27 protein-coding genes and 2 pseudogenes are annotated in these 24090 nt (G+C 67.0%); 13 read left to right on the top strand and 16 right to left on the bottom strand.

Features of this window, described 5'->3' with window-relative positions:
• Positions 1-112: 112 nt before the first annotated feature.
• Complete coding sequence (locus J9611_RS18185) at positions 113-493, bottom strand: YchJ family protein (RefSeq protein ID WP_211882272.1); 381 nt, start codon at positions 491-493, stop codon at positions 113-115.
• 286 nt (positions 494-779) lie between these two features.
• On the opposite strand from J9611_RS18185, the gene J9611_RS18180 reads away from it, so the two are divergent.
• The 4 genes from J9611_RS18180 (at position 780) to J9611_RS18165 (ending at position 4271) form a co-directional block, all read left to right on the top strand.
• Positions 780-1118: a hypothetical protein gene (locus J9611_RS18180; RefSeq protein WP_211882262.1), complete on the top strand. Its 339-nt coding sequence runs from the start codon at positions 780-782 to the stop codon at positions 1116-1118.
• 39 nt (positions 1119-1157) lie between these two features.
• The gene (locus J9611_RS18175; RefSeq protein WP_211882245.1) at positions 1158-2162 is read left to right on the top strand and encodes an aldo/keto reductase family protein; all 1005 of its coding nucleotides are present in this window, start codon (positions 1158-1160) and stop codon (positions 2160-2162) included.
• A gap of 4 nt (positions 2163-2166) precedes the next feature.
• Positions 2167-3021, top strand: coding sequence for an SDR family oxidoreductase (locus tag J9611_RS18170; protein WP_211882243.1), 855 nt, complete (start codon positions 2167-2169; stop codon positions 3019-3021).
• Positions 3022-3143: 122 nt separating this feature from the next.
• Entirely contained in the window at positions 3144-4271 is a 1128-nt protein-coding gene (locus J9611_RS18165; RefSeq protein WP_246528012.1) for a sulfite oxidase, read from the top strand.
• 30 nt (positions 4272-4301) lie between these two features.
• Here J9611_RS18165 and J9611_RS18160 read toward each other — a convergent pair whose 3' ends face one another.
• The 10 genes and pseudogenes from J9611_RS18160 to J9611_RS18115 form a co-directional block, all read right to left on the bottom strand.
• Positions 4302-5183 carry a cytochrome c oxidase assembly protein gene (locus J9611_RS18160; protein ID WP_211882241.1) on the bottom strand — a complete coding sequence of 294 codons (882 nt, stop codon included), beginning with the start codon at positions 5181-5183 and terminating at the stop codon, positions 4302-4304.
• 57 nt (positions 5184-5240) lie between these two features.
• Positions 5241-5951, bottom strand: a complete 711-nt coding sequence (locus tag J9611_RS18155) for an SGNH/GDSL hydrolase family protein (protein ID WP_211882240.1) — start codon at positions 5949-5951, stop codon at positions 5241-5243.
• Between the two features lie 125 nt (positions 5952-6076).
• Positions 6077-6856, bottom strand: coding sequence for an SDR family NAD(P)-dependent oxidoreductase (locus J9611_RS18150; protein ID WP_211882238.1), 780 nt, complete (start codon positions 6854-6856; stop codon positions 6077-6079).
• 102 nt (positions 6857-6958) lie between these two features.
• Positions 6959-8719, bottom strand: a complete 1761-nt coding sequence (locus J9611_RS18145; protein WP_211882236.1) for a DUF4389 domain-containing protein — start codon at positions 8717-8719, stop codon at positions 6959-6961.
• Between the two features lie 106 nt (positions 8720-8825).
• Positions 8826-9696 (bottom strand): annotated as a pseudogene (locus tag J9611_RS18140) (alcohol dehydrogenase catalytic domain-containing protein).
• Positions 9693-10022, bottom strand: a complete 330-nt coding sequence (locus J9611_RS18135; RefSeq protein ID WP_211882234.1) for a hypothetical protein — start codon at positions 10020-10022, stop codon at positions 9693-9695. Before J9611_RS18135 ends, J9611_RS18140 begins: the two are co-directional and overlap by 4 nt.
• A 333-nt stretch (positions 10023-10355) precedes the next feature.
• Positions 10356-10865, bottom strand: coding sequence for a hypothetical protein (locus tag J9611_RS18130; protein WP_211882232.1), 510 nt, complete (start codon positions 10863-10865; stop codon positions 10356-10358).
• A 93-nt stretch (positions 10866-10958) separates the two neighbouring features.
• Positions 10959-12653, bottom strand: a complete 1695-nt coding sequence (gene mctP / locus J9611_RS18125) for a monocarboxylate uptake permease MctP (RefSeq protein WP_307857145.1) — start codon at positions 12651-12653, stop codon at positions 10959-10961.
• Entirely contained in the window at positions 12650-12931 is a 282-nt protein-coding gene (locus J9611_RS18120; protein ID WP_211882230.1) for a DUF3311 domain-containing protein, read from the bottom strand. The genes mctP and J9611_RS18120 overlap by 4 nt, the downstream gene beginning before the upstream one ends.
• 206 nt (positions 12932-13137) lie before the next feature.
• Entirely contained in the window at positions 13138-14787 is a 1650-nt protein-coding gene (locus tag J9611_RS18115; RefSeq protein ID WP_307857144.1) for a serine hydrolase, read from the bottom strand.
• 512 nt (positions 14788-15299) lie between these two features.
• Here J9611_RS18115 and J9611_RS18110 point away from each other — a divergent pair.
• The 3 genes from J9611_RS18110 (at position 15300) to J9611_RS18100 (ending at position 16680) form a co-directional block, all read left to right on the top strand.
• The gene (locus tag J9611_RS18110) at positions 15300-15551 is read left to right on the top strand and encodes a type II toxin-antitoxin system Phd/YefM family antitoxin (protein ID WP_211882228.1); all 252 of its coding nucleotides are present in this window, start codon (positions 15300-15302) and stop codon (positions 15549-15551) included.
• On the top strand, positions 15548-15820 hold the full coding sequence (locus tag J9611_RS18105; protein ID WP_211882226.1) for a Txe/YoeB family addiction module toxin: 273 nt from the start codon (positions 15548-15550) through the stop codon (positions 15818-15820). Before J9611_RS18110 ends, J9611_RS18105 begins: the two co-directional genes overlap by 4 nt.
• Before the next feature lie 242 nt (positions 15821-16062).
• The gene (locus J9611_RS18100; protein WP_211882223.1) at positions 16063-16680 is read left to right on the top strand and encodes a uracil-DNA glycosylase family protein; all 618 of its coding nucleotides are present in this window, start codon (positions 16063-16065) and stop codon (positions 16678-16680) included.
• 52 nt (positions 16681-16732) lie between these two features.
• Here the strand turns inward: J9611_RS18100 and J9611_RS18095 are convergent, their stop codons facing one another.
• From J9611_RS18095 to J9611_RS18085, 3 genes are all read right to left on the bottom strand, one after another.
• The gene (locus J9611_RS18095) at positions 16733-17950 is read right to left on the bottom strand and encodes a type II toxin-antitoxin system HipA family toxin (RefSeq protein WP_307857143.1); all 1218 of its coding nucleotides are present in this window, start codon (positions 17948-17950) and stop codon (positions 16733-16735) included.
• Between the two features lie 8 nt (positions 17951-17958).
• The gene (locus tag J9611_RS18090; RefSeq protein ID WP_246528011.1) at positions 17959-18288 is read right to left on the bottom strand and encodes a type II toxin-antitoxin system Y4mF family antitoxin; all 330 of its coding nucleotides are present in this window, start codon (positions 18286-18288) and stop codon (positions 17959-17961) included.
• 103 nt (positions 18289-18391) lie between these two features.
• Positions 18392-18895 (bottom strand): MarR family winged helix-turn-helix transcriptional regulator, encoded by a 504-nt coding sequence (locus J9611_RS18085; RefSeq protein WP_211882219.1) that lies wholly within the window; start codon positions 18893-18895, stop codon positions 18392-18394.
• 119 nt (positions 18896-19014) lie between these two features.
• Between J9611_RS18085 and J9611_RS18080 the strand changes: the two genes are divergently transcribed.
• Complete coding sequence (locus tag J9611_RS18080; protein WP_211882217.1) at positions 19015-19389, top strand: DoxX family protein; 375 nt, start codon at positions 19015-19017, stop codon at positions 19387-19389.
• 19 nt (positions 19390-19408) lie between these two features.
• Here J9611_RS18080 and J9611_RS18075 read toward each other — a convergent pair whose 3' ends face one another.
• Positions 19409-20110 carry an SOS response-associated peptidase gene (locus J9611_RS18075; protein WP_211882215.1) on the bottom strand — a complete coding sequence of 234 codons (702 nt, stop codon included), beginning with the start codon at positions 20108-20110 and terminating at the stop codon, positions 19409-19411.
• A gap of 90 nt (positions 20111-20200) precedes the next feature.
• On the opposite strand from J9611_RS18075, the gene J9611_RS18070 reads away from it, so the two are divergent.
• From J9611_RS18070 to J9611_RS18060, 3 genes are all read left to right on the top strand, one after another.
• The gene (locus J9611_RS18070; RefSeq protein WP_211882213.1) at positions 20201-20503 is read left to right on the top strand and encodes a DUF4193 domain-containing protein; all 303 of its coding nucleotides are present in this window, start codon (positions 20201-20203) and stop codon (positions 20501-20503) included.
• Between the two features lie 74 nt (positions 20504-20577).
• Complete coding sequence (locus J9611_RS18065; RefSeq protein WP_211882211.1) at positions 20578-21894, top strand: ATP-binding protein; 1317 nt, start codon at positions 20578-20580, stop codon at positions 21892-21894.
• 113 nt (positions 21895-22007) lie between these two features.
• Positions 22008-22679, top strand: a complete 672-nt coding sequence (locus J9611_RS18060; RefSeq protein WP_211882209.1) for a transmembrane-type terpene cyclase — start codon at positions 22008-22010, stop codon at positions 22677-22679.
• Between the two features lie 20 nt (positions 22680-22699).
• On the opposite strand, the gene J9611_RS18055 is transcribed toward J9611_RS18060, so the two are convergent.
• Entirely contained in the window at positions 22700-22852 is a 153-nt protein-coding gene (locus J9611_RS18055) for a hypothetical protein (RefSeq protein ID WP_211882208.1), read from the bottom strand.
• Positions 22853-23466: 614 nt separating this feature from the next.
• Between J9611_RS18055 and J9611_RS18050 the strand changes: the two genes are divergently transcribed.
• On the top strand, positions 23467-23853 hold the full coding sequence (locus J9611_RS18050) for a VOC family protein (RefSeq protein WP_211882207.1): 387 nt from the start codon (positions 23467-23469) through the stop codon (positions 23851-23853).
• A gap of 171 nt (positions 23854-24024) precedes the next feature.
• Positions 24025-24090 (top strand): annotated as a pseudogene (locus J9611_RS22820) (DUF309 domain-containing protein); the annotation flags it as partial.

Below are 24090 nucleotides of genomic sequence, written 5' to 3'. Positions count from 1 at the left end.
TCCAAATATCCGCGCTGGGCCGCCTCAATTCCTTGCATACACCCAGTCTTAAGGACCACTGCGCGAAGTCCAGCAGGCGCGCCTTAAACCACCCAAATTGTTCAGCGCAGTCCTAGGGCAGGACGGCGTCGAGGTAGTACCAGCGGCGGTCCATCCGCACGAACCGGCTCGTTTCGTGCTGGGCTCCGCGTTCGCCGTCGTGCCGGAAATGGGCCGTGAACTCCACGGTCCCCTCGCTGTCCAGCGGACCGCCGCGGCGGGTGGAGACGATGTCCAGGCGCCGCCACTGCACGGTGGGGTCGAGATCCAGCCCGGCCGGGCGGGTGTCAGGGTGCCAGGTCCGCAGCAGGTAGCCGGCGTCCAGCACCACGAAGGCACTGTACCGGGAGCGCATGAGTTGCTCCGCCGTCGGCGCCTCGGCCTCGCCGCGGTGAAAGCGGCCGCAGCAGCCAGCGTACTGCTCGCCGGAAAGGCAGGGGCAGCGGGTCTGGATCGGGGCACGGGACGGGCCGCTGTCGGGCCCGCTGTTGCCTGCGGCGGCGTGCGTCACGGGGTGTCCTTTCCGGCAGGCCGGACGACGCCGGCGGGCCTGCTTCCGACTATAGACGCCCCCGGCCGGTGCGCCGGCACACGCCCGGGGATATCAACTTGGACACATCTGAACCCGGGCCGCGGAAGCCCGGGTGCCCGCGCCGAAAAAGTCCGTATTGTTAACAGGGGCTGCTGCCCGGCAACATTGCGGCAGGGACCTCACTTGCAGGCTGGAGAGGAAAGGTGACGTGGAAGATCCGACGACCATCGCCCTGAACCTGACCTTCTTCGGGACCCTCGGAGTGGCATTCGCCATGTTCTTCGGGCTCTTCATCGTTTTTGTCCTGACGCTGGTGCTGGCCGGCCTCGGCCGGCTAGCGGCTGTTACGGCCATGGCCCTCGCCGGGCTCCTGGGCACATCCCGGCCCGCGAAAATGGAACCGCATCTGTCAGCGGAATGGACCGCCGCGGTGGCACGTGCCGATGCCCGGGCCGCTGCCCGGGCCATGGCGCGGGCGAAGGCGCAGTTCACGCCCCATGGCCAGGCCGGGGACAAGCCGCAGGCCCAGGAGCGCAAAGCCGGCTGAGCCTTACCCCGGACAGTCAAGTCCGCTACGGTGAAACCCATGGAATTCAGATACCTCGGCAACAGCGGCTTCAAGATTTCAGAAATCACGTTCGGCAATTGGCTGACCCACGGTTCGCAGGTGGAGAACGACGTCGCCACCGAGTGCGTCCGGGCAGCGCTCGACGCCGGTATCAGCACCTTTGACACAGCGGACGTCTACGCCAACACGGCGGCGGAAAAGGTCCTCGGCAACGCCCTGAAGGACGAGCGCCGGGAGTCCCTGGAGATCTTCACCAAGGTCTTCGGCCCCACCGGACCCAAGGGCCACAACGATCTTGGCCTGTCCCGCAAACACATCATGGCAGCCATCAACGGCTCCCTGACCCGGCTGCAGACGGATCATGTGGATCTGTACCAGGCCCACCGCTACGACTTCGACACCCCGTTGGAAGAGACCATGCAGGCCTTCGCGGACATCGTGCGGCAGGGCAAGGCGCTCTACATCGGCGTCAGCGAATGGACGGCGGAGCAGATCCGCGACGGCCACGCCCTCGCCCGGGAACTGGGCTTCCAGCTGATCTCCAACCAGCCGCAGTACTCCATGCTGTGGCGGGTCATCGAGGCCGAGGTGATTCCGGTGTCCGAAGAGCTCGGACTGTCCCAGATCGTGTGGTCCCCGATGGCGCAGGGCGTCCTGAGCGGCAAGTACCACCCCGGCAAGCCGGCCCCGGAGGGCAGCCGCGCAACCGATACCAAGGGCGGCTCGAAGATGATCGAGCGCTGGATGTCCGACGAGGTCCTCACCGGGGTGCAGCAGCTTAAGCCGATCGCCCAGGAGGCCGGGCTGAGCATGGCCCAGCTGAGCATCGCCTGGGTGCTGCAGAACAAGAACGTGGCCTCCGCGATCATGGGTGCGTCCCGGCCGGAGCAGATCGCGGGTAACGTGGCCGCCGCCGGCGTGAAACTGGATCCGGGGATCATGGCCAGGATCGACGCCGCGATCGGGTCCCTGGCCGAGCGCGACCCGGCGCAGACCAAGTCGCCCGCCTCGCGTGAGGCCTAGGCCCGTGACGAGCTTGCCTGAGCTGGCCGTGACGGGTTCCACCGGGCAGCTGGGCGGGGTGGTGGCCCGGCTGCTGGCCGACGCCGGAAGCCCGCAGCGGCTGCTGGTGCGCGACGCCGGCCGGGCGCCGGAGCTGGAGGACGCCGTGCCCGTGGTGTTCACCTACGGGGATCCCGGCCTCGCGCGTGCCTCCCTGGCGGGGGTGAAGACGCTGTTCATGGTCTCCGCCGCCGAGGCCGAGGACCGGCTGCAGCAGCACTTCACCTTCATTGACGCTGCGGCCGCGGCCGGGGTCCAGCACATCGTGTACACGTCGTTCTTCGGGGCGGCGCCTGATGCCGTGTTCACCCTGGCGCGGGACCACTTTGCGACAGAGGAACGGATCAAGGCCTCCGGCATGGACTACACCTTCCTGCGGGACGACTTCTACCTGGATTTCCTGCCGCTGCTGGCCGGGGAAGACGGCCTCATCCGGGGACCCGCCGGGGAAGGCGTCATGGCCGCCGTCGCTCGCGCGGATGTCGCCCGCTCCGCCCTGACGGTGCTCCGGGACCCGGCCCTGCATGTGGGAAGGACCTACGATCTCACCGGGCCGGAGGACATCTCGCTGGCCCGGGCGGCGGACATCCTGAGCGCCGGGACCGGCCGGACCATCATCTTCCGGAACGAGACGCTGGAGGAGGCCTACGCGTCACGGGCCCCCTACGGAGCCCCGCCGTGGCAGGTCGACGCCTGGGTGAGCACCTACACGGCCATCGCAGCCGGCCAACTGGCCGGCCCGACGTCGGCCGTGCACGAACTGACCGGACGGGAGCCGCTGAGCCTGGCGCAGTTCCTCGCGGAGTCGCACCGCATTTAGGGTTCCGGCCTCCTGCCACCCGCCGGAACGGCCCGGTCTTGACGGCTTCAGGGCCGCGGCGTAGACCAGAAGGCAGGGAAACCGGCCAAATCCGGGCCGGTCCGGAGCAGATCGGCAGTGCCATGACCAAGCAGATGTCAAAGCGGACGCCGGCTGTCCAGCGCCGGCAAACCCAGCAGCTCGCGCCGCATTCCGGCGAGCCGACCAATGGCCCGCTCACGGCCGAGGAACTCCAACTCGCCGTGCGGAACCATTCTATGCCGCTGGAAGCCCTGCGGAAGGACATCACGCCGCCCGGCCTGCACTATCTGGTGGACCACTTCGACATCCCGTTCATCGATGCCGAGCACTGGCACCTGCGGATCGGCGGCGCCGTGCAACGGTCCCTGGAGCTGAGCCTCAGGGCTCTCCTCAGGGATCCCAGCATCAGCATCCCGGTCACGCTCGAATGCGCAGGCAACGGCAGGTCCCTGCTGCGCCCGCGCCCGTTGAGCCAGCCGTGGATCCTTGAGGGCGTCGGCACCTCAACGTGGACAGGTGTGCCACTGGCCTATCTCCTGTCCCAGACGGGGGTGGACGAGGACGCCGTCGAGGTGGTGTTCACCGGCGCGGACGCCGGGATCCAGGGCGGGGTCCGCCAGCAGTACGCCCGGAGCCTTCCCATCGCCGAGGCCCTCCGGCCCGACGTCGTGCTTGCCTACAGGATGAACGGCGCTGAGCTGCCCCCGCAGCACGGCTACCCGCTCCGGCTGGTGGTCCCCGGCTGGTACGGCATGGCGAGCGTCAAGTGGCTGTCCTCGATCAAGGTGGTGACCAAGCCCTTTGACGGGTTCCAGCAGGCGGTTGCGTACCGCTACCAGCAGGACGCCGACGACGCCGGGACGCCGGTCACGTGGATGAAGGTCCGTTCGCTGATGGTCCCGCCGGGAGTCCCGGACTTCTTCACCCGCCGCCGGTTCCTGCCCGCCGGGCCGGTGATGCTGACGGGCCGGGCCTGGTCCGGGGAGGGCGCGGTGCAGCGGGTCGAGGTGGGGATCGACGGCAAGTGGGCGCCCGCGCAGCTGGAGCACCCGGCCGCGGCTTTCGCCTGGTGCGCCTGGAGCATGCCGTGGGTGGCCGATCCAGGCGACCACGAGCTGTCCTGCCGCGCCACGGATGCGAGCGGAGCCGCACAGCCGCTGGAGCAGGTGTGGAATTACCAGGGCATGGGCAACAACGCGGTGCAGCGGATCAAGGTCACGGTCGAATAGGCGGGCGACTCGGGGGGTTTCGTGCCGCGCTTAGCGGCCGCGCCGCAGGTGCTGCTCATTGAGTTCGTCAAGCTGCTGGTCCGTCAGGTCATCAAACCCGCGCGCCTCGCGTTTGTCACTCCGGGAAAACCGCATGAACATCAGGATGATCAGCGGCAGGTCCACGATTTCGCAGATGAACCACAGGACGTCCCCCGCGAGCTGCTGGTCGCGCAGGGGATCCGGGAACCAGCCCAGCGCCGCCTGCGTCGTCATGACGTGATCGAGCACCTGCCCGTTGAGGCGCAGCAGGATCCCGGGGACCGCGTCGATCAGCAGCTCGATGAAGACAAAGACGAACTCCAGGGTGATGTACGCACTGGAACGGTGGAAGTCCGTTTCCTCAATGATGGGAAGTGCCATGAGCAGGCCGAGCAGCGGAATCCCGACGGTCAGGAGGGCCCCGGCCACCGGATCCGTCCGCAGCGTATAGAACAACGGCGTGAGGAACGTGGAGAAGAGGGCGAGTCCGAGCAGCGGAGCAGCCATCGAGTTGCTCACAAACCGCACCAGGCGGTTGGCGAGCACAACGTTCAGCCGCGCGATTCCCCTTGGCGGGAGTGCCGCGCGGGCCAGGGAGATGGGCCTGCCCAGGCCGATCAGCAGCGGCACGACGAACAGCAGCAGGGAAACCTTCAGCGTGAACGCCCACCGCAGCTGGGCGCTGTAGACACCGGGGAATCCGCACGTCAGCACGGTCAGGGACCCGAGGCCAAGAAGATAGAACGCCAGGGTCCGCCACAGGGGCCAGCGGCGATCCTTGGCGGCGGCCGCCTTGAGACCGAGCGCGTAAAGCACGCCGGCGGCAATCATCATCGCCAGGGCGGCCCAGTCAATCTGCCAGGCGGTTAGGACTACGTCGAGTGGTGGCACGGGCCCATGATAGCGGCGCTTCCTTGGAGAAGGGCCGGCCGGCGGGTCAGTCCCGCGTCATTCCGCGGCCCGGGCCGACTCAGGCGGCACTCCCCCCGACGACTGTTCGATAACCGCGGCGATGTGCTCAAGGAGGTAGTGCTGGCCGGCGACGGTGGGGTGGTCGCCGTCGGGCCCGATGAGTGCGTCGACGTCGTGGCTGATCCAGCCCTCCTCGATCGGGTCAACGAACTCGGCACCCGCCCTGGACGCGGCGGCCTTGAGTTGCTCGCGGACGTCCACGAGTGCGGGGTCTGGGGCGGGCAGGTAGGACGGCGGACCGACCACGATGATCTTGGCGGACGGTGCGAGGGACGCGGCCTCGGTGATCGCCGCGGAGGCAGCCCCGGCCACGGCGCTCGAAGCGTAACCAATGTCGTTCTCGGACCCGAAGAAGACCACCACCCCGGTATCCGGCGTGACGAACTGGTCCACCTGGGTACCGAAGGTGCCGTCGAGGTCGCCGCGGCTGACGTAGCCGCTGCCGTTCTCGGCGGCATTGTGGACCTGGAAGCCGGCCAGGACGGGTTCGGTCCGGATCAGGGCAGGCCAGGCGTCCGCGGGCGACGTCCCATGGCCGGTGCTCAGCGAGTCGCCTACAACCACCACGCGAACCGCCGGCGTGCCTGGCTGTTTCGCCGGGGCCACGGTGGCGGGAAGCAGGCAGATCAGGACCGCCAGCGCGGCAAGCCGGTAGTGGAGTCCGCGGGACAGTTGCTTGCCTGGCATGGCTGCTGCCTCCCGGTCCGGTTCCGCGGCGCCGGGTACGGCACCACATCTGCCATTCTGCCCTGTTAATGTGTCAGGGGTGTTGCCGGGCGGCCGGCGGGAGGAAACCGTGACGTCAGCCATGGCTAATAGTCAACGATCGCGCCGCCGGAGATATTGACCGTGGCGTCTGTGATGGCGCCGGCCCTTTCCGAAGCAACGAACACTGCCACGTTCCCGACGTCCTCCAGGGTGGCTGTCCGGTTCAGGTGGGCGGCCTGGCTGATGTCCTGCACAATCGCGTCGCGGCCTTCGGCCTGCCAGGGAATCGTTTCCACGATGCCGCCCGTTACTATCGTGACCACCCGGATGCCGTGTTTACCGAGCTCCAGCGCCCACTGCCGGCGCTGCCCCTCCATCGCATCCAGCGCGATCTTGAAGCCGCCGAGCCCCGGCAGGGTCTGCGGGCCCGAACCTCCGAACATGAGGACGACGCCGGAGCGCTGCTTGATCATGTACCGCGCCGCGGCGCGGGTGGTCAGGAAATGGGTCCGCGTCGCGTTGCTGGTGGGCTGGCTGAAGTCCTCCGGGGAGATTTCCATCAGCGGCTGCTGGACGTCCCCGTACGAGATCAGGTTGAAGGAAATGTCGATCCGCCTCGTTTTCCTGGCGACCTGGTCAACGAACGTGCCCACTTGAGCCTCGTCCAGGGCATCGACGACGGCGATCTCGGCCCTGCCGCCTGCCTCCTGGATGTCCCGGGCTACTTTCTCCAGCCGCGACTCCGTGCGTCCGGCCAGGAAAACGGCAGCGCCTTCTTCCGCGAAGGCCCTCGCGACGGCGCCGCCAATTGCCCCGCCCCCGCCGTAGACCAGGGCGGTCCTGCCCTGCAGCAAACCGTTCCCCGGCGCTCCGTTATCCAGCATCGTCGCCTGCCTCCCGCCTCGGAGTGGTAAATTCCCTCAACTATGTTCTTGCAGGCGGGCGGGTGGCAAGAGGCGCACCTTCCGGCGCCCTTGGGGAAAGCGCTAGGTTTCGCTGTCCAAGTCCGCGGGGCGGCCGGGGCCCTCGGACACGGGCGGTCCCCCGGCGCCGTAAAATTCGGGCGGGGTTCCGGGGCCGCCCGGCACCGCATGGGGTGTCCCGCCAGCGGGGGGCGCCGCGTACGGCTGCCCGGCGGAAGGCCCGGCGGATGCTAGTGCCGGCACGTCTCCCGGGTCGGCAGGCCCCAGGTCCAGTTGGAACGGCGGGTATTCGTCCCGCATCAAGGACACGTAGGCGATGACGCGGTAGATCCAGCGTTGCAGGCCCAGCAGCAGGTCGAACAGCCCCCGCCAGTACTGGCCCGTGAACAGCAGGATGAATCCGGCGATGAGGACCAGCAGCCCGATGAGGGAAATTCCCAAGCTTTCCCGGACCCATTCCCCGTCGCGGGCGGTCCAGGTCCGGGCGGTGCCCGTCAGCACTCCGACGATCAGCAGGTGCGGGATTGCCAGCAGCCAGGACTTCACGAGCACCAGTCCCCGGGACAGCCTCTCGGGGTATTCGACGTCGAAGTCCGCCGGGTAGTCGGTGCGCGCCAGGGTGAACGGCGGGTAGAGGTCCGTTCCGAGCACCCCGTAGGAGTAGAAAGCCACCCGCCAGTTCCAGCGGATCACCCCCACGTTGAAGTCGAACAGCGAGCGCGGATAGCGTCCGGTAAGCAGGATCGCGAACCACGCCACGATCGTCGTGACGATGAAGGCGAACCATAGGAAGAACAGCACGACGACGTGCGGGATGGCCAGAAACCATTTCACCAGCCACATCCAGCGGGACAGGTTGGGGTCCAGGTAGCCGCTGAGCCGTGCAGGATACGGGCGGCCCGCCGTGCCGGGAGGCACGCTGCCCCAGGCCTGCTGGCCCGGGCCGGGGTAGGCGGCGGCGTAGGGCTGCACCGCGTAGGGCTGGCCTGCACCCTGCTGGGGATACGGCTGGCCGGGCTGTGCGGCGTACGGCTGGCCTGCACCCTGCTGGGGATACGGCTGGCCGGGCTGTGCGGCGTACGGCTGCACCGCGTAGGCCGGCGTCCCGTATCCCTGCGCGGGATACCCCGGCCGGGACGACGGCGGTCCCCCGCGGCCCAGCCCCGCCGCGCCGACCACGAGCAGGGGCAGGCCGATGAGCAGGAACACGATGCCGCTGATCAGCAGGCCGATGAAGATGGGCCAGAGCAGCTCGGAGCGGGCACCGGCCTGCAGGTCAACAGCCACCGGGCTGCTGGCATCGGCATTCATGATGACCACGGCCCAGGTCCCGGACCGCAGGTCCCACTTAAGCTGCTGGGTTCCCGGACCCGTGGCGGAGGAGGTCCAGAACGCCTGGTCTGCCGGCCGCGCCGGGGCCTTTGTCCCGGAAACCTCGCGGTACTGCGTCCGGAACGGATTGAACCTGACGTCGACGATTTCGGAATGTTTGACGCCGGTCAGGTACGCCTCCACATCGGACCGGGGCGCGATGCCGATGAAGACTGCCTTCGCCGGATCGGCGGCCGAGCCACGCAGCATCACGCTGCCGGCCAGGTCCACGGGGCCCGCGTCGGGCATTCCTCCGCCGGTCATGACATCGAGTCGCGGGGAGCTCAGGGCATGGGAGTCGGCCGAAAAGCGTTCCAGCGGCGAGGTGAAGTAGCCGCCGTCGCGCTGCTGGTAATTGGCCCACCCCGCGGCGCCCGCACCGGCCAGCAGTCCCAGCCCTAGCAGTGCGCTGAGCGTGCCCAGCACCAGCATGACAATCCGGCCTGGTCGCATGGCCGCCGTCCTTTCCGATGATCCGTGTCAGAACTCGGGGTTCAACCATTTGTTCGGGAACGATGCCGGCACCGTCCGAACGCCGAATCGTAGACACCGTGAGCGTTCACGCGGTGATCACCACCTTGAGCGCCTTCGTCTCCGCGGCCCGCGCGAAGGTGTCGTAGGCCTCGATGAACTGGTCGAAGCGGAAGTGGTGGGTGGCGAACTTTTCCGCCGGTACTTTCTTCTGGACCACGAGCTTGAGCAGCATCGGGGTGGTGTTGGCATTGACCAGGCCCATGCTGATGTTGATGTTCCGGATCCAGAGGTCTTCCACATGGAGTTCCACGGACTTGCCGTGCACGCCGACGTTGGCCACGTTGGTCGACGGCGATGATGGTGGCGGCGCCGTAGAGGCCTGCGGTGCAGATCGCGGCGAGGCCCACAGGGCCGGCACCGATCACCGCGACGGTGTCACCGGGCTTGACCCGCCCGTACTGCACGCCGATCTCGAACCCGGTGGGCAGGATGTCGGAGAGCATGACAGCCTGGTCGTCGCTGACGCCGTCGGGAAGCAGGTGGAGGGAGTTCTCGGCATAGGGGACCCGGACGTGTTCGGCCTGGGTGCCGTCGATCAGGTGCCCGAAGACCCAGCCGATCCCTGGCTGGCCTTCCTCGACCAGGCAATGGGAGTAGAGGCCGCTCTTGCAGTTGGCGCAGTGCCCGCAGGACTTGATGCAGGAGATGATGACCCGGTCCCCGACTTTGAGGCTGGCCGCGGAGGAGCCGATCTCGGTGATGGTTCCCACGCCTTCATGGCCCAGGATCCTGCCCTTGGTCACGGCGGGCACATCGCCCTTGAGGATGTGGAGGTCGGTGCCGCAGATGGTGGTGGTCTCCACCTTGACGATCACGTCGCCGGGATTCTGGATTGTGGGATCGGGGACGTCCGTCCAGGTCTTATCTCCGGGACCGCCGTAGACGAGGGCTTTCATACGTGCTCCTTGGTTTTGAGGAGGGTCGGCGGGTCCACAATCCGCAGCCGGCACGGCGTTTCCGAAGCATCTATGCCGGAGGACAACAACGAGAGCCGGGCACGTTCGCGGAGTTCTTCGATGGCGGCGGCTGATACCCGGGCGTGGGTCAGGTCAATCACGATTTCGTGGCTCGGCAGCTTCGTGGTGACGCGGCGGCAGACGACGTACAGCGCACGGATATTGGCGGCCGTGACGACGCCGTGGACTTCGATCCGGGACGATTCCAGACGGTCATCGATCCGGACTGTCACCTTCAGCCGCGGATTCCTCACATGCTCGTCCATCGAACCTTCAGAGCTCCCTGGCGGGCACGGTCTGCAGTCCTGGTGCCTAAAGGTTCGCTGCATGTATTCATTTGGCCGCGGTCTCCTGCCTTTTCCTGCTGACGCGGGAAAGTGCAGAACGCCATTTCCTTCCCCAAGGTGTAGCGAGACCGGTACTGCGTATGCGAAGCGGTTCATCCCCCGACTGCCGTGCAGGAACCGCCCCACAATCATCATGACGGGTCCGCCCCGCACGGGGAAGGGGGCGAAAGGCCCTGGTCCGGATTTTGGCCGGAGCGGGCTCTGCCGCAGCGCGGGCTCTTGCCGCGGGCGGTTTACGCACCGCCCGCGCGCCTAGTTTCCCTTGACCCGGGCCTGGACCAGGTTCGCGAAAGGCAGCCGGCCGTGGAGTTCGCGGAATTCCGCGTGGTACCTGGCCTCCGCCTGGTTGAGCTCCTCGACGGGCAGCTCCTTCCAGGCGACGAGCAGGGACCCGGCGTCGGCGATCTGCCAGATCAGCCGTCCGTCCCAGTGCCCGGGGGGCTTGCCCTTGCCGAAGTCGACGAACTCCTGGATCTGCCGGCGGAGACCGCGGTTGGCCTTGCTGCCGGGGCCGGCTTTCCCGAGGTAGAGGACGTCGGCGCCGTCGACCCATTCGGCGGCCAGGGCCGCTTCCGGCAGGGAGGGATCCTTTTTCTTGAAGATCCCTGCCGTGCTCCTGGCCAGGAATCTGGGCTCAAAGCCTTCTGGCTGCAGCACCGCAAAGATCCCGGGCTTCTGCGGGATCCGGTTGACGTCCAGGGCCGCGAGGGCCCTGAATCCGGTAAATCCTTCGTCCTTGAGCGTTTGTCTGGTGGCTGGCAATGGGTTCCTTGGATCGGGGCGGGGCGCGGCGGTTCCCTTGAAGTTTACGGAGCGGGGCGGGCGCCGCCGCGCCGGCTGGCGCCCCGGCCGGCATCAGAACGTGGCGGTTCCGGACCCGCCGAGCGGGTACTCGCGTTCGATCTGGGCGACCTTCGGGTCGTTCTCGTCCGCGCCGTAGTCGGCGCTACGGGTAAGGTCCTTGCCATCCGGGAGCTTCATCGCCCGGAAAGCAAGAGACAGGACGGCGGCAACAACGAGGTTGATCGCGAACGCCACGAGGGCGATGTAGACCTGCACATCGGTACCGGGGATGACGGCGACGGCGCCGCCGAAGTGGGCCTTCGTGGCCGGGTTGACCACGTTGTAGGCCGCGACGGTGCCGTAGAGGATGCCGGCGGCCCAGCCGGCGAAGAGCGCCCACCGGTGGAACCAGCGGGTGTAGAGTCCTGCCACGATCGCCGGGAAGGTCTGCAGGATCCAGATGCCGCCGAGGAGCTGCATGTTGATGGCGGCCGACTGGTCCATCGCGATGACGAAAATGAGCGCACCGAACTTCACCACGAGCGAGGCGATCTTGGAGACCTTGGCTTCCTGCCGGGGGTCGGCGTCGGGCCGGATCAGGTCCCGGTAGATGTTGCGGGTGAACAGGTTCGCGGCGGCGATCGACATGATCGCGGCGGGGACCAGGGCACCGATGGCGATGGCGGCCAGGGCGATCCCGGCAAACCAGCCCGGGAAGTGGTCCAGGAACAGCTGCGGCACCACCAGCTGGGGGTTGACCGCACCATTCAAGTCGATGGGGTTGGTACCGGCTGCGATGGCCACGTAGCCGAGCAGCGCCAGGAACCCCAGCATCAGCGAGTACAGCGGCAGCACCGCGGCATTCTTGCGGATCGTGTTCCTGCTCTTGGTCGCCAGAACGCCCGTGATCGAGTGCGGGTACATGAACAGCGCCAGGGCCGAGCCGAGGGCCAGCGTCCAGTAGGCCGAGTAGCTGGACGCGCCCGGAATGAAGACCCCGGCGGGTTTGCCGGTGGCCGGGCTGACAGTGTCCAGTTTCGTCTGGGCGGCATCGAAGATGTGGTCCCAGCCGCCGAACTTGATCGGCAGGTAGATCACCGCGACGATCACCGCCAGATAGATCAGCAGATCTTTGACGACGGCGATCAGTGCCGGAGCCCGCAGACCCGAGGTGTAGGTGTACGCGGCCAGGACCACGAACGCGATGATCAGCGGCAGGTCCGTCAGCAGCACATTCTCTGCGCTGCCCAGGCCCAGAACCGTGAGCACGGCCTTGATGCCGACCAGTTGCAGCGCGATGTAGGGCATGGTCGCGACGATGCCGGTGACGGCGACGGCGACGGTCAGCGCCCTGCTGCCGTACCGGCCGCCAACGAAGTCCGCCGGGGTGACGAACCCATGCCGGTGGGAGACGGACCACAGGCGGCTCATCAGCAGGAACACGATCGGGTACAGCACGATCGTGTACGGCACCGCGAAGAAACCGCTCACGGCTCCGGTGGCCCACATCGCCGCCGGCACGGCCACAAACGTGTAGGCCGTGTAGAGGTCGCCGCCGAGCAGGAACCAGGTCACCCACGTCCCGAAGCTGCGGCCGCCGAGGCCCCACTCGTCCAGGCTGTGCAGGCCGTCCCCCTCCCCGGAGCGCCACCGCGCAGCGAGGAACCCCACGACGGCCACGACGACGAAGAGGATGATCACAACCGTCAGCGCGACGCCGTTGACGGGCCGGTCCGGTGCGGCCAGCGGCACGGTGACCCCGCTCACCGCTCCTGCTCCCCGCTGCGCGTCTCCTGTACAGCGTCGCGGCGGCGGCGGTCCTCCCTGGTAACCAGCCGGTACGAGATGCCCACCAGGGCCGCGGTGATCGGAACCCACAGCATCTGGTACCAGTAGAAGAACGGGAAACCGGCCAAGCGCGGCTGATCGGACGAATACGCAGGGACGAGCAACGGAACCACCACCGCGACGGCCAGCAGGATCCCGGCAACAATGTACGGACCGGACCGGCCCACCCCGCGCGTTGGCACATCAGGACTGGACATGGACGCCTCCTCATCGAGACAGCCCCCGGGCCGGAAGGGTTTCCCGGAACGTGCCGGTGGCCAGCGGACCCCATACCGCACCGCTCTATAAAAACAGGATAGACAGTGGATCTTCCCTCCGACAGGGGTGGCGAAGGGCCCTTGTCTGGATTTTGGCCGCGGTCGCCGCGTGGTCCCGCGTGGCTGCGATCCCACGGCCGCGTGGGTCAGGCCCGTGTGAAGGTGCCCAGCCCGGTCTCGTCGTAGAAATCGAGCCGGACACCCGACGCCGCGCCTCCCGCCCCCGCCGCGAAGATGGCCCCCGCCAGGCCGTTACCGTTCTCGCCGATCGATTCAAAGCTGAACGTGTCGCTGTCGAACGGGATGAGGCGGAATTTCGTGGTCCGGCCGGCAGGTCCCAGCTCGAACGCCAGCCCGCCGTCGTCCGCGGCGACAGTGAGCGGGCCGTAATAGGCGTTGGCATAGCTGCCCGTGTAGAAAGTGCCGGGCCGCGCGGGTGCTGGATGGTCCGGCGCGCGGGAGTAGTCCACTTTTGGCTTCTCGGACTCATCGATCTGCCGGAACACGCGGGCGGTGAAACCCAGCCAGTCGACCGTCGGCGAACCGTTCTGGGCGGTGTCCAGGAAGCCTGCACCGATGGCCTCCGGAATGCCCTGCGGCCGGCCGTTGGTCACGACCACGATGCCCAGTTGCTCACCCGGAAGCAGGGAGACGGCGGTCGCGGCACCAAGGTTGAAGGCTCCGGAGTGCCCGAGCAGGAGCCGGGCATGATCGTCGTAGGAGACGTTCCACCCGAGACCGTAGAACCGGGTGCGTGCACCGGGGGTGGCCGGGAGCCCCGAGACGGCGTGCGGAACGTGGGTGACCCCGAGGGCCTCCGCGTCCACGATCTGCTGGCCCTCATAGCTGCCGTTGGCCAGTTGCAGACGGATCCAGCGGGCCAGGTCCCGCACTGAGGAGCTGGCCCCGCCGGCCGGTGCTTCCGCATCGGCGTCCCGGCTGTATCTGGCGATCCACGTCCTGTTCCCGGCCGGCACGTGGATGAGCGCCCGGTTCGGCGCCTTTTGGTAGTCCGCGCGGCGATAGCTGGTGGAAGTCATGTTCAGGGGCTTGAACAGTATTTCCTCGGCAAGGTCTTCCCACGACATCTTCATGGCATCGGCGGCAGCCTTGGCGCCCGCGGTGTAGCCGAAGTTGCTGTAGTTGTAGCTGGACCGGAAGGAGTCCAGCGGCTGCTGGTTGAGGTGGCTGAGAATATAGGACTGGTCGAATCCGAGGTCCTCCAGCAGGTCACCCGCGCCGGTGTGCAGGCCGCCCTGGTGTGAGAGCAGGTCCGCCACGGTGGCATTTCGGGTGACGAACGGCTCCTTCAAGGAAAAGTCCGGGGTGTGGCTGACCACCGGGTCGGTCCAGTTGAGGGCCTTGCGGCCCACGGCGCCGGCCGCCACCGTGGAGGCCAGCGGTTTGGACACCGAGGCCAGCTGGAAGACCGTATCGGCGTCGACCGTCCCGGGTTTGCCGGACTCCCGCACGCCGAAGCCTTTGGCGTAGACCGTCTGGTCCCGGTAGACCACGGCCACAGCGATCCCGGGGACGCCGGTGCTTTCCATGGCACCCTGGATCATCCCGTCGAGCTTGGCCAGGGCGTCGTTGACCTTCTGCTGGTCCAGCAGTGGCTTTACCTGCGGTTCAGGTGCAGGGAGCAACGACGCCGGCCCGCCCGGGCCGCCGGGAGCGCCGCCGGCAGTGCCGGTGCAGGCGGCCAGAAGCGGGGCCGCCGCGATTCCGGCGGCCCCCGCCCCCATCGCTTTCAGCAGCGCACGGCGGTCCGGGTTCGCGGAGCTGTTCCGGTTCACGACGATCTCCTCAGGTTCATGGCCGGCGCATCGGCCCGACGGCGGGGCGCGTGCCGGCGCCCCTGCCCCTGCACGCGTAGTCTGCAACCTTGTGAGCAACCACGGAAAGCGCCACGGCATTGCCCCCTGCTTAAAAGGAGCCTCCCGTGCATCAGCAGGCGCTCCAGGGTCGGGTGGAAAGCGACCGGTCCCAGCGTCTGGCCGAGCTGACTATGTTCAAAATGCGGTTGTTGGGATAGAAAGCGGCGCACTTCGGCGACCTGCTACCACCGGAATGCGCATCACACGTATCGTCCCCGAAACGCGTGATGCGCCCAATGGTAGGCCGTCGCCTGCTTGTGTCAATGGCCCGAACCCAGTTACCCCAATCGACGCCTCGGTCAAGTACGACGGCGGTCAGGCACCTGCCGTACGAGCCTGGACCAGGTTGGCGAACGGCAAACGAGGAGCTGCAGGTGTGAGCAGCTCCGGGATTGGCAGGCGTACAATAAGTTGTACGCAAGGAGGTCCCCATGAAAACCCTCACGTACTCCCAGTCACGCGCGCATTACAAGGAGACCCTCGACGCGGTCACCGACGACCGCGAGGAGGTCGTCATTACCCGTCCCGGCAAGGAAGACGTCGTCATGGTGTCCCGGTCCGACTACGAATCGCTGCGGGAGACGGCCTACCTGCTTCGCAACCCCGCCAACGCCCGCCGGATCCTGGGCTCGATCGAGGAGCTGGAAGCCGGCCGCGGCGTGGTGCGGGACCTGGCTGAATGAGGCTTGTCTGGTCCGAGGCCGCATGGGAAGACTACCTATGGTGGCAATCCCAGGACCGCAGGATCCTCAAGCGGATCAATGCACTCATCAAAGACATTGAGCGCAACGGCAACGAAGGCATCGGAAAACCGGAGCCGCTCAAACACGGCTTCCACGGCTACTGGTCCCGCCGCATCACCGACGAGCACCGGCTGGTCTACAAGTACGCAGAGACCGATAACGGCGTCGAAGTCCTGATTGCGGCCTGCCGTTACCACTACGGAAACTGAACCCGCGGCGGCCCCGTCCCCGGGCACGCAAGACCTGCAGGTACCTTCGCGATCTCGCTATGAGACGGCTCGGACTTTTGATGGTCCATGACAGCCCGGCGTACATCTGACGGTGACCTGCAGGCATCTTTAAGATTACTCCGGGCCGTCCCGCACCACCACCGAAAAGGCGCCCCTTCACCCGAACGCGTAGAGTGGGAGCAGACGCCTGATTCTGGACGCGAAGCGCTGAGGGAGAAATCGTGACGATTGACTGGGACGAAAAAAAGGCCCTGCTGCAGGAGCCGAACATCGCTGCCGTGACGCAGCTTTGCGAGGAACTGATGGAGAAGAAGCCGGGGTCGGTCGTCCCCTACATCGACCCCATCCATGACGAGGACGAGTGCCGGATCGTCAGCCTGCACATCAGCCCGGGCAAGGGCACCGAATCGGGGTTCGTCTCCCACTTCAACGACGACGAAGGGGCCCGCCGCGCGACCTCCATCTACGAGGCCGCCGAACTTGACCCCCGCTACGTGATGCCGTGGAACGCCTACCCGTGGGTCCGCGACCCCGAACTGCCCTCCGCCCTGAACGTCCAGGAAAAGACGGACGGACTGCGCCCCTTCCGCCAGTTCCTCAAAATCAACAAGCGCGTCTCCGCCGTCATCGCCCACGGCGCCGACGCCCACGCCTTCCTGACCCTCTTCGAGAAGACCTACCACTCCTCGCTGAAGAACCACGGCGTCAAGATCTACAAGGCCACCGCCCTCGGCGGCCGCGCCTTCGCCGTCTCGGCAGCCAAGCAGGAGGAACTCCTCACCAAGAACGTCGAGGTCTACAAGGACGCCATGCAGCGCGCCGGCATCCAGCACCTCTGATCCGGCAGCTCTGAACAACGCCCGACGCCGGTCCGCGCCGGCGCCGCCGACCTCACCCTTCCAGCAGCCTGCGCCGGTGTTTGAGCTCCTTGACCCACGCCCTGGTGACCATCGCGGGGAACGGCGAGCCGCCGTCGTCGCGCGTTGACGCAAACGCCGTTCCCGCCTCCAGATCCGCCAGCAGGGGGCCGGACGCCTTCAGCCCGAGTTCCAGCACCTGGGCCGCGGCGCGTTCCGTCAGCCCGAGCCCGTTCGCCCAGGCCAGGAAATGCTTCCGCGAGATCCCCGTGCGCTTGCCGTCCAGCGTGAGGGCCAGCGTCTTGTCCCCGTAGACCACGGTGGAGGGGATGTCGTACACCGGGGCGATGGACCACTCCCCCGATGGCTGCTGCACCATGGACACGTTCTTCGCATGCAGGTCCCCGTTGCCGCTCAGCCACGCGAACGCCGCCTGGACCGCCAGGTTCCGCAGCGCGGGCAGCGGCGCCGCACAATACGCCGACAGCGCCCGGCACACCTGCCCGTACCCCACGTTGTACTTGTCCGCCGGGTACAGCCCCAGCACCTGCGCCCCGTCCTCGACGGCGAGACGCTCCACCGCGTCCGGCGCCCCGCCGGCCACAGGGATCCGGTCGAAGCGCTCCACCAGCAGCCCGGGCCGGCCCGCGACATCGCGGATCAGCTGCACCCGGCTCAGCGGGATCCGCAGCTTCGCCGCGTAGCGGAACATCACGAACTCGTTCTCCACCACGTGCGGGAACTCCGGCGCGTTGAGCTTGAGGATGAACCGCCGGCCCGCCCTCGCCACCGGCATCGAAATCATCCCGGCGGACAGCTTGTCCTGCACCCCGGCGAGCGCCACCGGATCAATCAGCCCCGAATCCCCCAGCAGGGCATCGAAATCCACGGGCGTCTTCGGATCCAGCCGCACGGCGTGCTCGTCCGGGTCCAGCTTCTCGCCGTGGCCCACGATCTGCACATCACCCACGGGGTTCGCCCCGGCCGCGATCAGCAGCGAAAGCTCGTCATCCACACTGGTCTTCACCGAGCGGCGCAGCGCGTTCAGCCGCCGCCCCTCCGGCAGCAGCCCGGTGAAATACGGCGGCGCCGCCCCCGCAGCGGAGAAGACCGGCTCCGCTGTCAGCGGCAGGGAACTCGCGACGGCGGGCCGGGCCGCGGCCAGGTACGCCGGCAGGTAGCTGAACCTGGTGCCGCCGCCGTGCCGTTCCAGCCGTGCCGCCAGCACCCCGGCCTTGTAGACGTCCGCCACCCGGTGCTTCACGGCTGGGGCTGCCCGGGTCCGGGTTCGAGGGCGGCGGGGTCGACGGCGGCCGGGTCGCCTTCGAGCGCCCGGGCGGCGGCCGGCTCGCCGGCGAGCGCGAGGGCGGCGGAGCTGGTCCGGGTGCCCAGCCGCAGCTCGAGCCCCAGCGTGCCCAGGAGCGCCAGCAGCGAGTCCAGCTGGACGCTGCGTTTGCCCTGCTCGACGAACCGCACGAAACGCTCCGACACTCCGGCAAGCTCGGCGAGGTCCCGCTGGCTCAGCCGCAGCGCCCCGCGCCGCGCCCGGACCTCGGCCGCCAGCCGGTCCGGGAATGCTTCGGGCATCATGCAGGCCCCCTCGGATCGGTATGAACGTGCCGTTTTTGATGAAATACCAGTCTAAACCCGCCGTCCGGAGGGGTTCCAGGGAAATCCAGTACGTTCGTGCCGGTTAATCCGCGGCTTCATGCGGCCGGGAAGGTGTGGCCTCCTGCCCGGGCCGGGCGCAGGAATCGCCATGGACCGCCTGGCCAATGGCGGCCAGCTGGGCTACCTGATCCCGGCCCAGCCGGTCGAACACGAGGGAACGGACCGCCTCCACATGGCCGGGCGCTGCGGCGACAATCTTTGCCATCCCGGCGTCGGTGAGGCGGGCCAGCACCGCGCGGCGGTCCTCCGCAGCCATGGTCCGCGCCACCAGCCCTTGCTGTTCAAGACGGGACACAATGCGGGAGAGGCGTGACTGGGAAGTGCTGGCCGCCGCGGCCAGCTCCGTCATCCGCATCTGCCTCTCCGCCGATTCGGACAACATGGCGAGCACCATATAGCCGGCCAGGGTCAGATCCTCATCCCGCTGCAGCTGGGAGTCCAGGGCCGCGGGAAGCGTGAACATCATGGCTGCCAGCGCCAGCCATGCCTCGTGCTCCTGCCCATCGAGCCACCGGGGTTCCGTCATAAAGGAAGTCTACCCGTGGTTACTTGACGCCGCATTTCTTTCGGCTGCATTATTTGCAGTATCAAATAAATTCATTCGTGCGACGACAAGCGCACACCCGAACCGAAGGAACCAACATCATGAACATCGCCCTGTGGATCGTCACCGGACTTCTCGCCCTGGCCTTTCTCGCCGCCGGCATCATGAAAATGGCCCAGCCGCAGCAAAAACTGGCGGCCTCCGGAATGGCCTGGGCCGGCGACTTCACCGCGAGCTCGGTCAAGGCCATCGGCGCCGTGGAAGTGCTCGGAGCCCTCGGGCTGATCCTTCCGGCCGTCACCGGCATCACCCCCGTCCTCGTACCGCTCGCGGCAACCGGCCTCGCCGTCGTCATGATCGGCGCTGCCGTCACCCACGCCAAACGCGGTGAAAAGCAGGCGATCGGCATCAACCTCATATTGGCGGCCCTGGCGCTCTTCGTCGCCGTCGGACGCTTCGGCGCCTGGCAGTTCTAAAGCGGCACCGTGGCGAGGGTCAGGCCGGCTCGATGAGTTCCGGGCCGTTGTTGCGGACCGAGTTGACCCGGTCGGTGACCACGCGCGGGGTCAGGACGGGCTCGGGGATGCTCTCCAGGAGATGCTGCACGGCCTCCTTGTCGGTGATGTCCGGGTTCAGCCAGTCGGCGTACATCTCCGGCGGGACGATCACCGGGGCCCGGTCGTGGACATGGCCCAGGGAATCATGGGCCGTCGTGGTCAGGACGGTGCAGCTGAGCAGCCACCGGTGCGGATCATCCTCCGGAAGGGACGGGTCGGGCCAGAATTCATACAGCCCGGCAAAGGCCAGCAGTTCGTCCTTCTCCGAGTAGAGGTAGTTGGGGATCTTCTTCCCGTCCGCGGTCTTCTCCCACTCGTAATATCCCTGCGCAGGGACAAGGGCGCGGCGCTTGACGGCTGCCTTCCGGAAGGCGGGCTTGTCCAGGACCGTTTCGCTGCGCGCGTTGATCAGCTTCGAGCCGATCTTGATGTCCTTCGCCCAGGACGGCACCAGGCCCCAGCGGGCGATCAGCAGCCGGCGTTCGGGCCCGTCACCGGAGGCCTTCTCGGCAATAATCGGGACGTCATCGGTCGGCGCGACGTTCCAGCTCGGTGGCGGGGCGGCACCCTCGGCCACCTGGGCATCGAAGTAGCTCAACAGGTCACCGGTTGCCCGGGCCATCACATATCTGCCGCACATGTGTTCATTGTGCACCAAGGTTAGGAAATAATGACGGGATGGTGTATGTTGCATAGCCGACCCCCCAAACGAGAAAAGAGAACCACCCCCGTGGCAACCGATTACGACGAACCCCGCTCCGACGTCAAGGAATCCCAAAACAATTCCCTGGAGGCGCTGCAGTCCGCCAACGCCCCGGACGCCCGCAGCGTCGTCCGCGACCTGGACGAAGCCGACGCCCTCGACGGCGCGGAAACCCCGGGCGGAGAGTTCATCTCCGAAGAACTCACCGTCCAGGTCATCCCGCAGAAGGACGACGAGTTCACCTGTTACTCCTGCTTCCTGGTCCGGCACCGTTCCCAGCTCGCCCGCGAGAAAAACGGCCACGCCTACTGCACCGACTGCGAAGGCTGAGTCCCGGTCCGGTTCGCATATGCTCGTCAGACAAGCCACACAGGCCCAGCGACGAACCATCCGGGAGACACCTCATGACCACCTGGCGGATCAGGGATTTCCATTCGGCCGACCTTGACGGGATCCTGCATCTCTGGGAGTCCCTCAAGGCCACCAACGTCGAGCCGGTCTACGCCCTCTCGGAGGTGCTCGCCTCCTGCGAGAAGGACCACGCCGTCGTCGCGGTGCAGGGCGAGACGGTGGTGGGGGCCGCCGTCGGACGCGCCGCGCATGACCAGGGCTGGATCGTCTTTTTGGCCACGCTTCCCGAGTTTCGCGGCCGCGGGATCGGCACCTCACTGCTGGCTGCCGTCGAAAACCGGATGGCCCCGCACGGGCTGAACAAGCTCTCCGCGCTGATGCCGGAAGCCGAAACCCGGGTGGAGGCCTTCCTGGGCCGCGGCTTCGTGCTCAAGAAAAACCTGCGCTACTTCGAACGGACCATCCCCGTCCAGCGGCAGGAGCTCGGCGCGCTGGGCCAGCTGGGTGGCCGCATCCTGGCCCGCGACCTTTGGGAAAACGTGGCCGGCATGCGCAAGGAGAAGGAACTGCTGGAACGGCGCCTGGTCCTGCCGCTGGCCGAGGCCGATCTCGCCGATGAATACGGCGTGGTGCCGCCGCGCGCCGTCGTCCTCTTCGGCCCTCCCGGCACCGGAAAGACGACCTTCGCGAAGGCAATCGCCTCCCGGCTGGAGTGGCCCTTCGTGGAGGTTTTCCCGTCCCGGCTGGCCTCGGACCCCAAGGGGCTGGCCGGTGCGCTGCGCGAGACGTTCCTGGAGATCGCCGAGCTGGAGCACGCCGTCGTGTTCATCGACGAGGTGGAGGAGATCGCCTCCCAGCGTTCAGGCGAACCGCCGTCGCCGCTGCAGGGCGTCACCAACGAACTGCTCAAGATCATCCCGGCCTTCCGCGAACAGCCCGGCCGGCTCCTGGTCTGCGCCACCAACTTCATCCGCGCCCTGGACACCGCGTTCCTGCGCCACGGCCGGTTCGACTACGTCATCCCCATCGGCCTGCCCGACCGCCAGGCCCGCGAGGCCATGTGGCAGCGCTTCATCCCCGCCGCCGTGGTGGACGATGTCGACGTGGAACTGCTCGTGGACCGCACCGAGGGCTTCTCCCCCGCGGACATCGAGTACGCGGCCCGGAGCGCCTCCCAGCGGGCGCTCGAAAAGGCGGTCTACGACGACGGCGGGCTGGCTTCCGGCGGCGACGTCGCCGTCCGAACGGCCGTCCGCAAGGGCCCGGCCACCCAGGACTACCTCGACGCGATCGCGGACACCCGCACCACCGTGAGCGACGAGGTCCACGAACAGTTCCTCGAGGACATCGACGCGCTGGGCCGGGTGTAGGGCTTGTTCGAACGCCGAACTCGCCGGAAACCTGCGGGTTCGCCGTAAGTTTCCGGCGAATCCGCACGGTTCCCGCGAACTGGCCGCAGGACTGAGAGGACGAGGAGGAAACCGTGATCCTGTTCCTGACAATTGTGAGCGGCCTCGCCTGGACCGTGGTATACGTCGAGGCCATCCGGGTCGGGTTCAGGGACAAGAGCTACGCGATCCCGGCCGCCGCGCTCGGGCTGAATTTCGCGTGGGAGGCCATCCACGCCTCACGCTCCGTCGTCACGGGATTATCGGTCCAGGGCGTCTTCAACATCGTCTGGGGCCTGGCCGACGTCCTGATTGTGTATACCTTCCTCAGGTTCGGCAGATCCGAGCTGCCGCCCTGGGTGACGCGGAAGCTCTTCATCGGCTGGGCGCTCCTGCTGGGCGTCGCATCCTTCGCCGTGCAGCTGCTGTTCGTCGTGGAGTTCGGCTGGGAGCTCGGCGCCCGGTATGCCGCCTTCCTGCAGAACCTCCTGATGTCCGGACTGTTCATCGCCATGTTCGCCGCCCGCGGCGGAACGCGGGGCCAATCCCTGCTGATCGCCGTCGCCAAGTGGCTAGGGACGCTTGCGCCCACCATCGTCTTCGGCGGGTACGGGAACCCCCCGTTCATCCTGGGCGTCGGCGCCCTCTGCAGCGTCTTTGACCTCGCCTATATCGGCCTGCTGTGGCGGACACTATCCCACCGCGTTTCCCCGGGGAATATGGAACCCGGCGGCAGGGAAGAAGTTCCTGACTTGCCCGCGTCGTGACGGCCAGCAGGTCCCGATTCTCAAGATCTCCTGAAGATGATCTGGCCCTGGTCGTTCGTGAGCACCAGCGATTGCTTCCCCAAGGAGTATGTCAACGGCGTCTTGAGGTAGGCAGTCGTCCAGGCCCGCTGTTCACCCGCCGGGCCGATACAGCCGTCGGCCGATTCGATCATTCCAGCAGGATCAGGCGTCATTGCTTCGGCAGCGACAGATACCGGGACATTCAGTACCCCGCACGGCATCCGAACGACCATAGTCAGGGACCCGTTCATACGACTAAAACTCATTTGAAGAGGCGCAGAAGTCACCCAGGATAGGTCTTGGCAAGGGCGCTGCCCGCAGTTGACGTGAACGCCTTGCACTCGAACGGCTCAGCACCAACGCTCTCGCTGTACGTGGCATCGCGACAGTCAAACAGAATAGTCCCGGTACTAGTCGAGGGAACGGGGCTGAGGCCAGTTTGCGGACTGGCGACACCACCACACCTGCAAGAGCAGCGGCCGGCATCAAGAGAAAAGACAAGAGCACGCGATTCTTCATGGAGTGATCCCTCTCATCGATCCTCTGAAACTAACAGAGGTAGCCTGCGGAGTCTCGGACCCTGCCGAACTTCAGGCTTCGAGTACGCAACCCGACGCTAGTCCTTGGCCATTTGCGGTGTGCCCGCGAGTGCGATGAGGTTCCGATCGGTGGCAGCTCGCCGCCCAACGGGATCCTTGAACGCAACACCAGGAATTCACAAGCACGCGGCGAGCGAAGTGAATGGCTCAAGGGCAGGATGGAGAACATGGAAGTCATCGGGAGCCGCATCCTGCTTCATCCGTCCGAACCTGAGCGGAGCCACCGGTTTTATCGGGACACGTTGGGCTTGGCGATCTACCGGGAGTTCGGGGGTCGTGATGCGCCGGGCCTGGTGTTCTTCCTGGGAAACGGTTTTCTCGAGGTCAGTGGACGGTCGACTGATCCGCCGGGGAGTGCCTTGGCGATCTGGATTCAGGTTCGCGATGTGCAGCTCGAGCACGAGCGGCTGCTGGCGGCCGGGGTCCCGGTGCTCCGCAAGCCGCAGCAGGAGCCGTGGGGGCTGGTGGAGATGTGGATCGCGGACCCCGACGGAGTGCGCATCGTGCTCGTTGAGGTTCCGAAGGATCACCCCCTGCGACGCGACCAGCGGTGATCATTTCTTCTCTCGCGGCCGCCGTCCCGACGGCATCCATTGCGGCGGAACGGATGTTGCAAGGGCCGGATCTTACCATTGGGCGTATGAAGGTTGGTCAGGCCCGGGGACGCTCAGGGCGGAAACTGCAATGACCGGTGACAGGGATCGGGATGCTTCAAGGCGCCCTTCGCCGCCCATGAGGTACTCGAGGCCCGCTGGAAAGCCGGGCCGGCCGAAGAACGCAACCTGTGGCAA

The organism is Pseudarthrobacter albicanus (genome assembly GCF_018224015.1).
GTDB lineage: Bacteria > Actinomycetota > Actinomycetes > Actinomycetales > Micrococcaceae > Arthrobacter > Arthrobacter albicanus.
This window is presented reverse-complemented; position numbering and strand designations above follow the sequence as displayed.

Excerpts from the sequence above, each read along its gene's own strand:
- J9611_RS18175 (WP_211882245.1), top strand. The coding sequence starts at position 1,158 with ATGGAATTCAGATACCTCGGCAACAGCGGCTTCAAGATTTCAGAAATC.
- J9611_RS18165 (WP_246528012.1), top strand. The coding sequence starts at position 3,144 with ATGACCAAGCAGATGTCAAAGCGGACGCCGGCTGTCCAGCGCCGGCAA.
- J9611_RS18155 (WP_211882240.1), bottom strand. The coding sequence starts at position 5,951 with ATGCCAGGCAAGCAACTGTCCCGCGGACTCCACTACCGGCTTGCCGCG.
- J9611_RS18150 (WP_211882238.1), bottom strand. The coding sequence starts at position 6,856 with ATGCTGGATAACGGAGCGCCGGGGAACGGTTTGCTGCAGGGCAGGACC.
- J9611_RS18145 (WP_211882236.1), bottom strand. The coding sequence starts at position 8,719 with ATGCGACCAGGCCGGATTGTCATGCTGGTGCTGGGCACGCTCAGCGCA.
- J9611_RS18135 (WP_211882234.1), bottom strand. The coding sequence starts at position 10,022 with ATGGACGAGCATGTGAGGAATCCGCGGCTGAAGGTGACAGTCCGGATC.
- J9611_RS18120 (WP_211882230.1), bottom strand. The coding sequence starts at position 12,931 with ATGTCCAGTCCTGATGTGCCAACGCGCGGGGTGGGCCGGTCCGGTCCG.
- J9611_RS18110 (WP_211882228.1), top strand. The coding sequence starts at position 15,300 with ATGAAAACCCTCACGTACTCCCAGTCACGCGCGCATTACAAGGAGACC.
- J9611_RS18105 (WP_211882226.1), top strand. The coding sequence starts at position 15,548 with ATGAGGCTTGTCTGGTCCGAGGCCGCATGGGAAGACTACCTATGGTGG.
- J9611_RS18090 (WP_246528011.1), bottom strand. The coding sequence starts at position 18,288 with ATGATGCCCGAAGCATTCCCGGACCGGCTGGCGGCCGAGGTCCGGGCG.
- J9611_RS18085 (WP_211882219.1), bottom strand. The coding sequence starts at position 18,895 with ATGACGGAACCCCGGTGGCTCGATGGGCAGGAGCACGAGGCATGGCTG.
- J9611_RS18080 (WP_211882217.1), top strand. The coding sequence starts at position 19,015 with ATGAACATCGCCCTGTGGATCGTCACCGGACTTCTCGCCCTGGCCTTT.
- J9611_RS18075 (WP_211882215.1), bottom strand. The coding sequence starts at position 20,110 with ATGTGCGGCAGATATGTGATGGCCCGGGCAACCGGTGACCTGTTGAGC.
- J9611_RS18065 (WP_211882211.1), top strand. The coding sequence starts at position 20,578 with ATGACCACCTGGCGGATCAGGGATTTCCATTCGGCCGACCTTGACGGG.
- J9611_RS18055 (WP_211882208.1), bottom strand. The coding sequence starts at position 22,852 with ATGATCGAATCGGCCGACGGCTGTATCGGCCCGGCGGGTGAACAGCGG.
- J9611_RS18050 (WP_211882207.1), top strand. The coding sequence starts at position 23,467 with ATGGAAGTCATCGGGAGCCGCATCCTGCTTCATCCGTCCGAACCTGAG.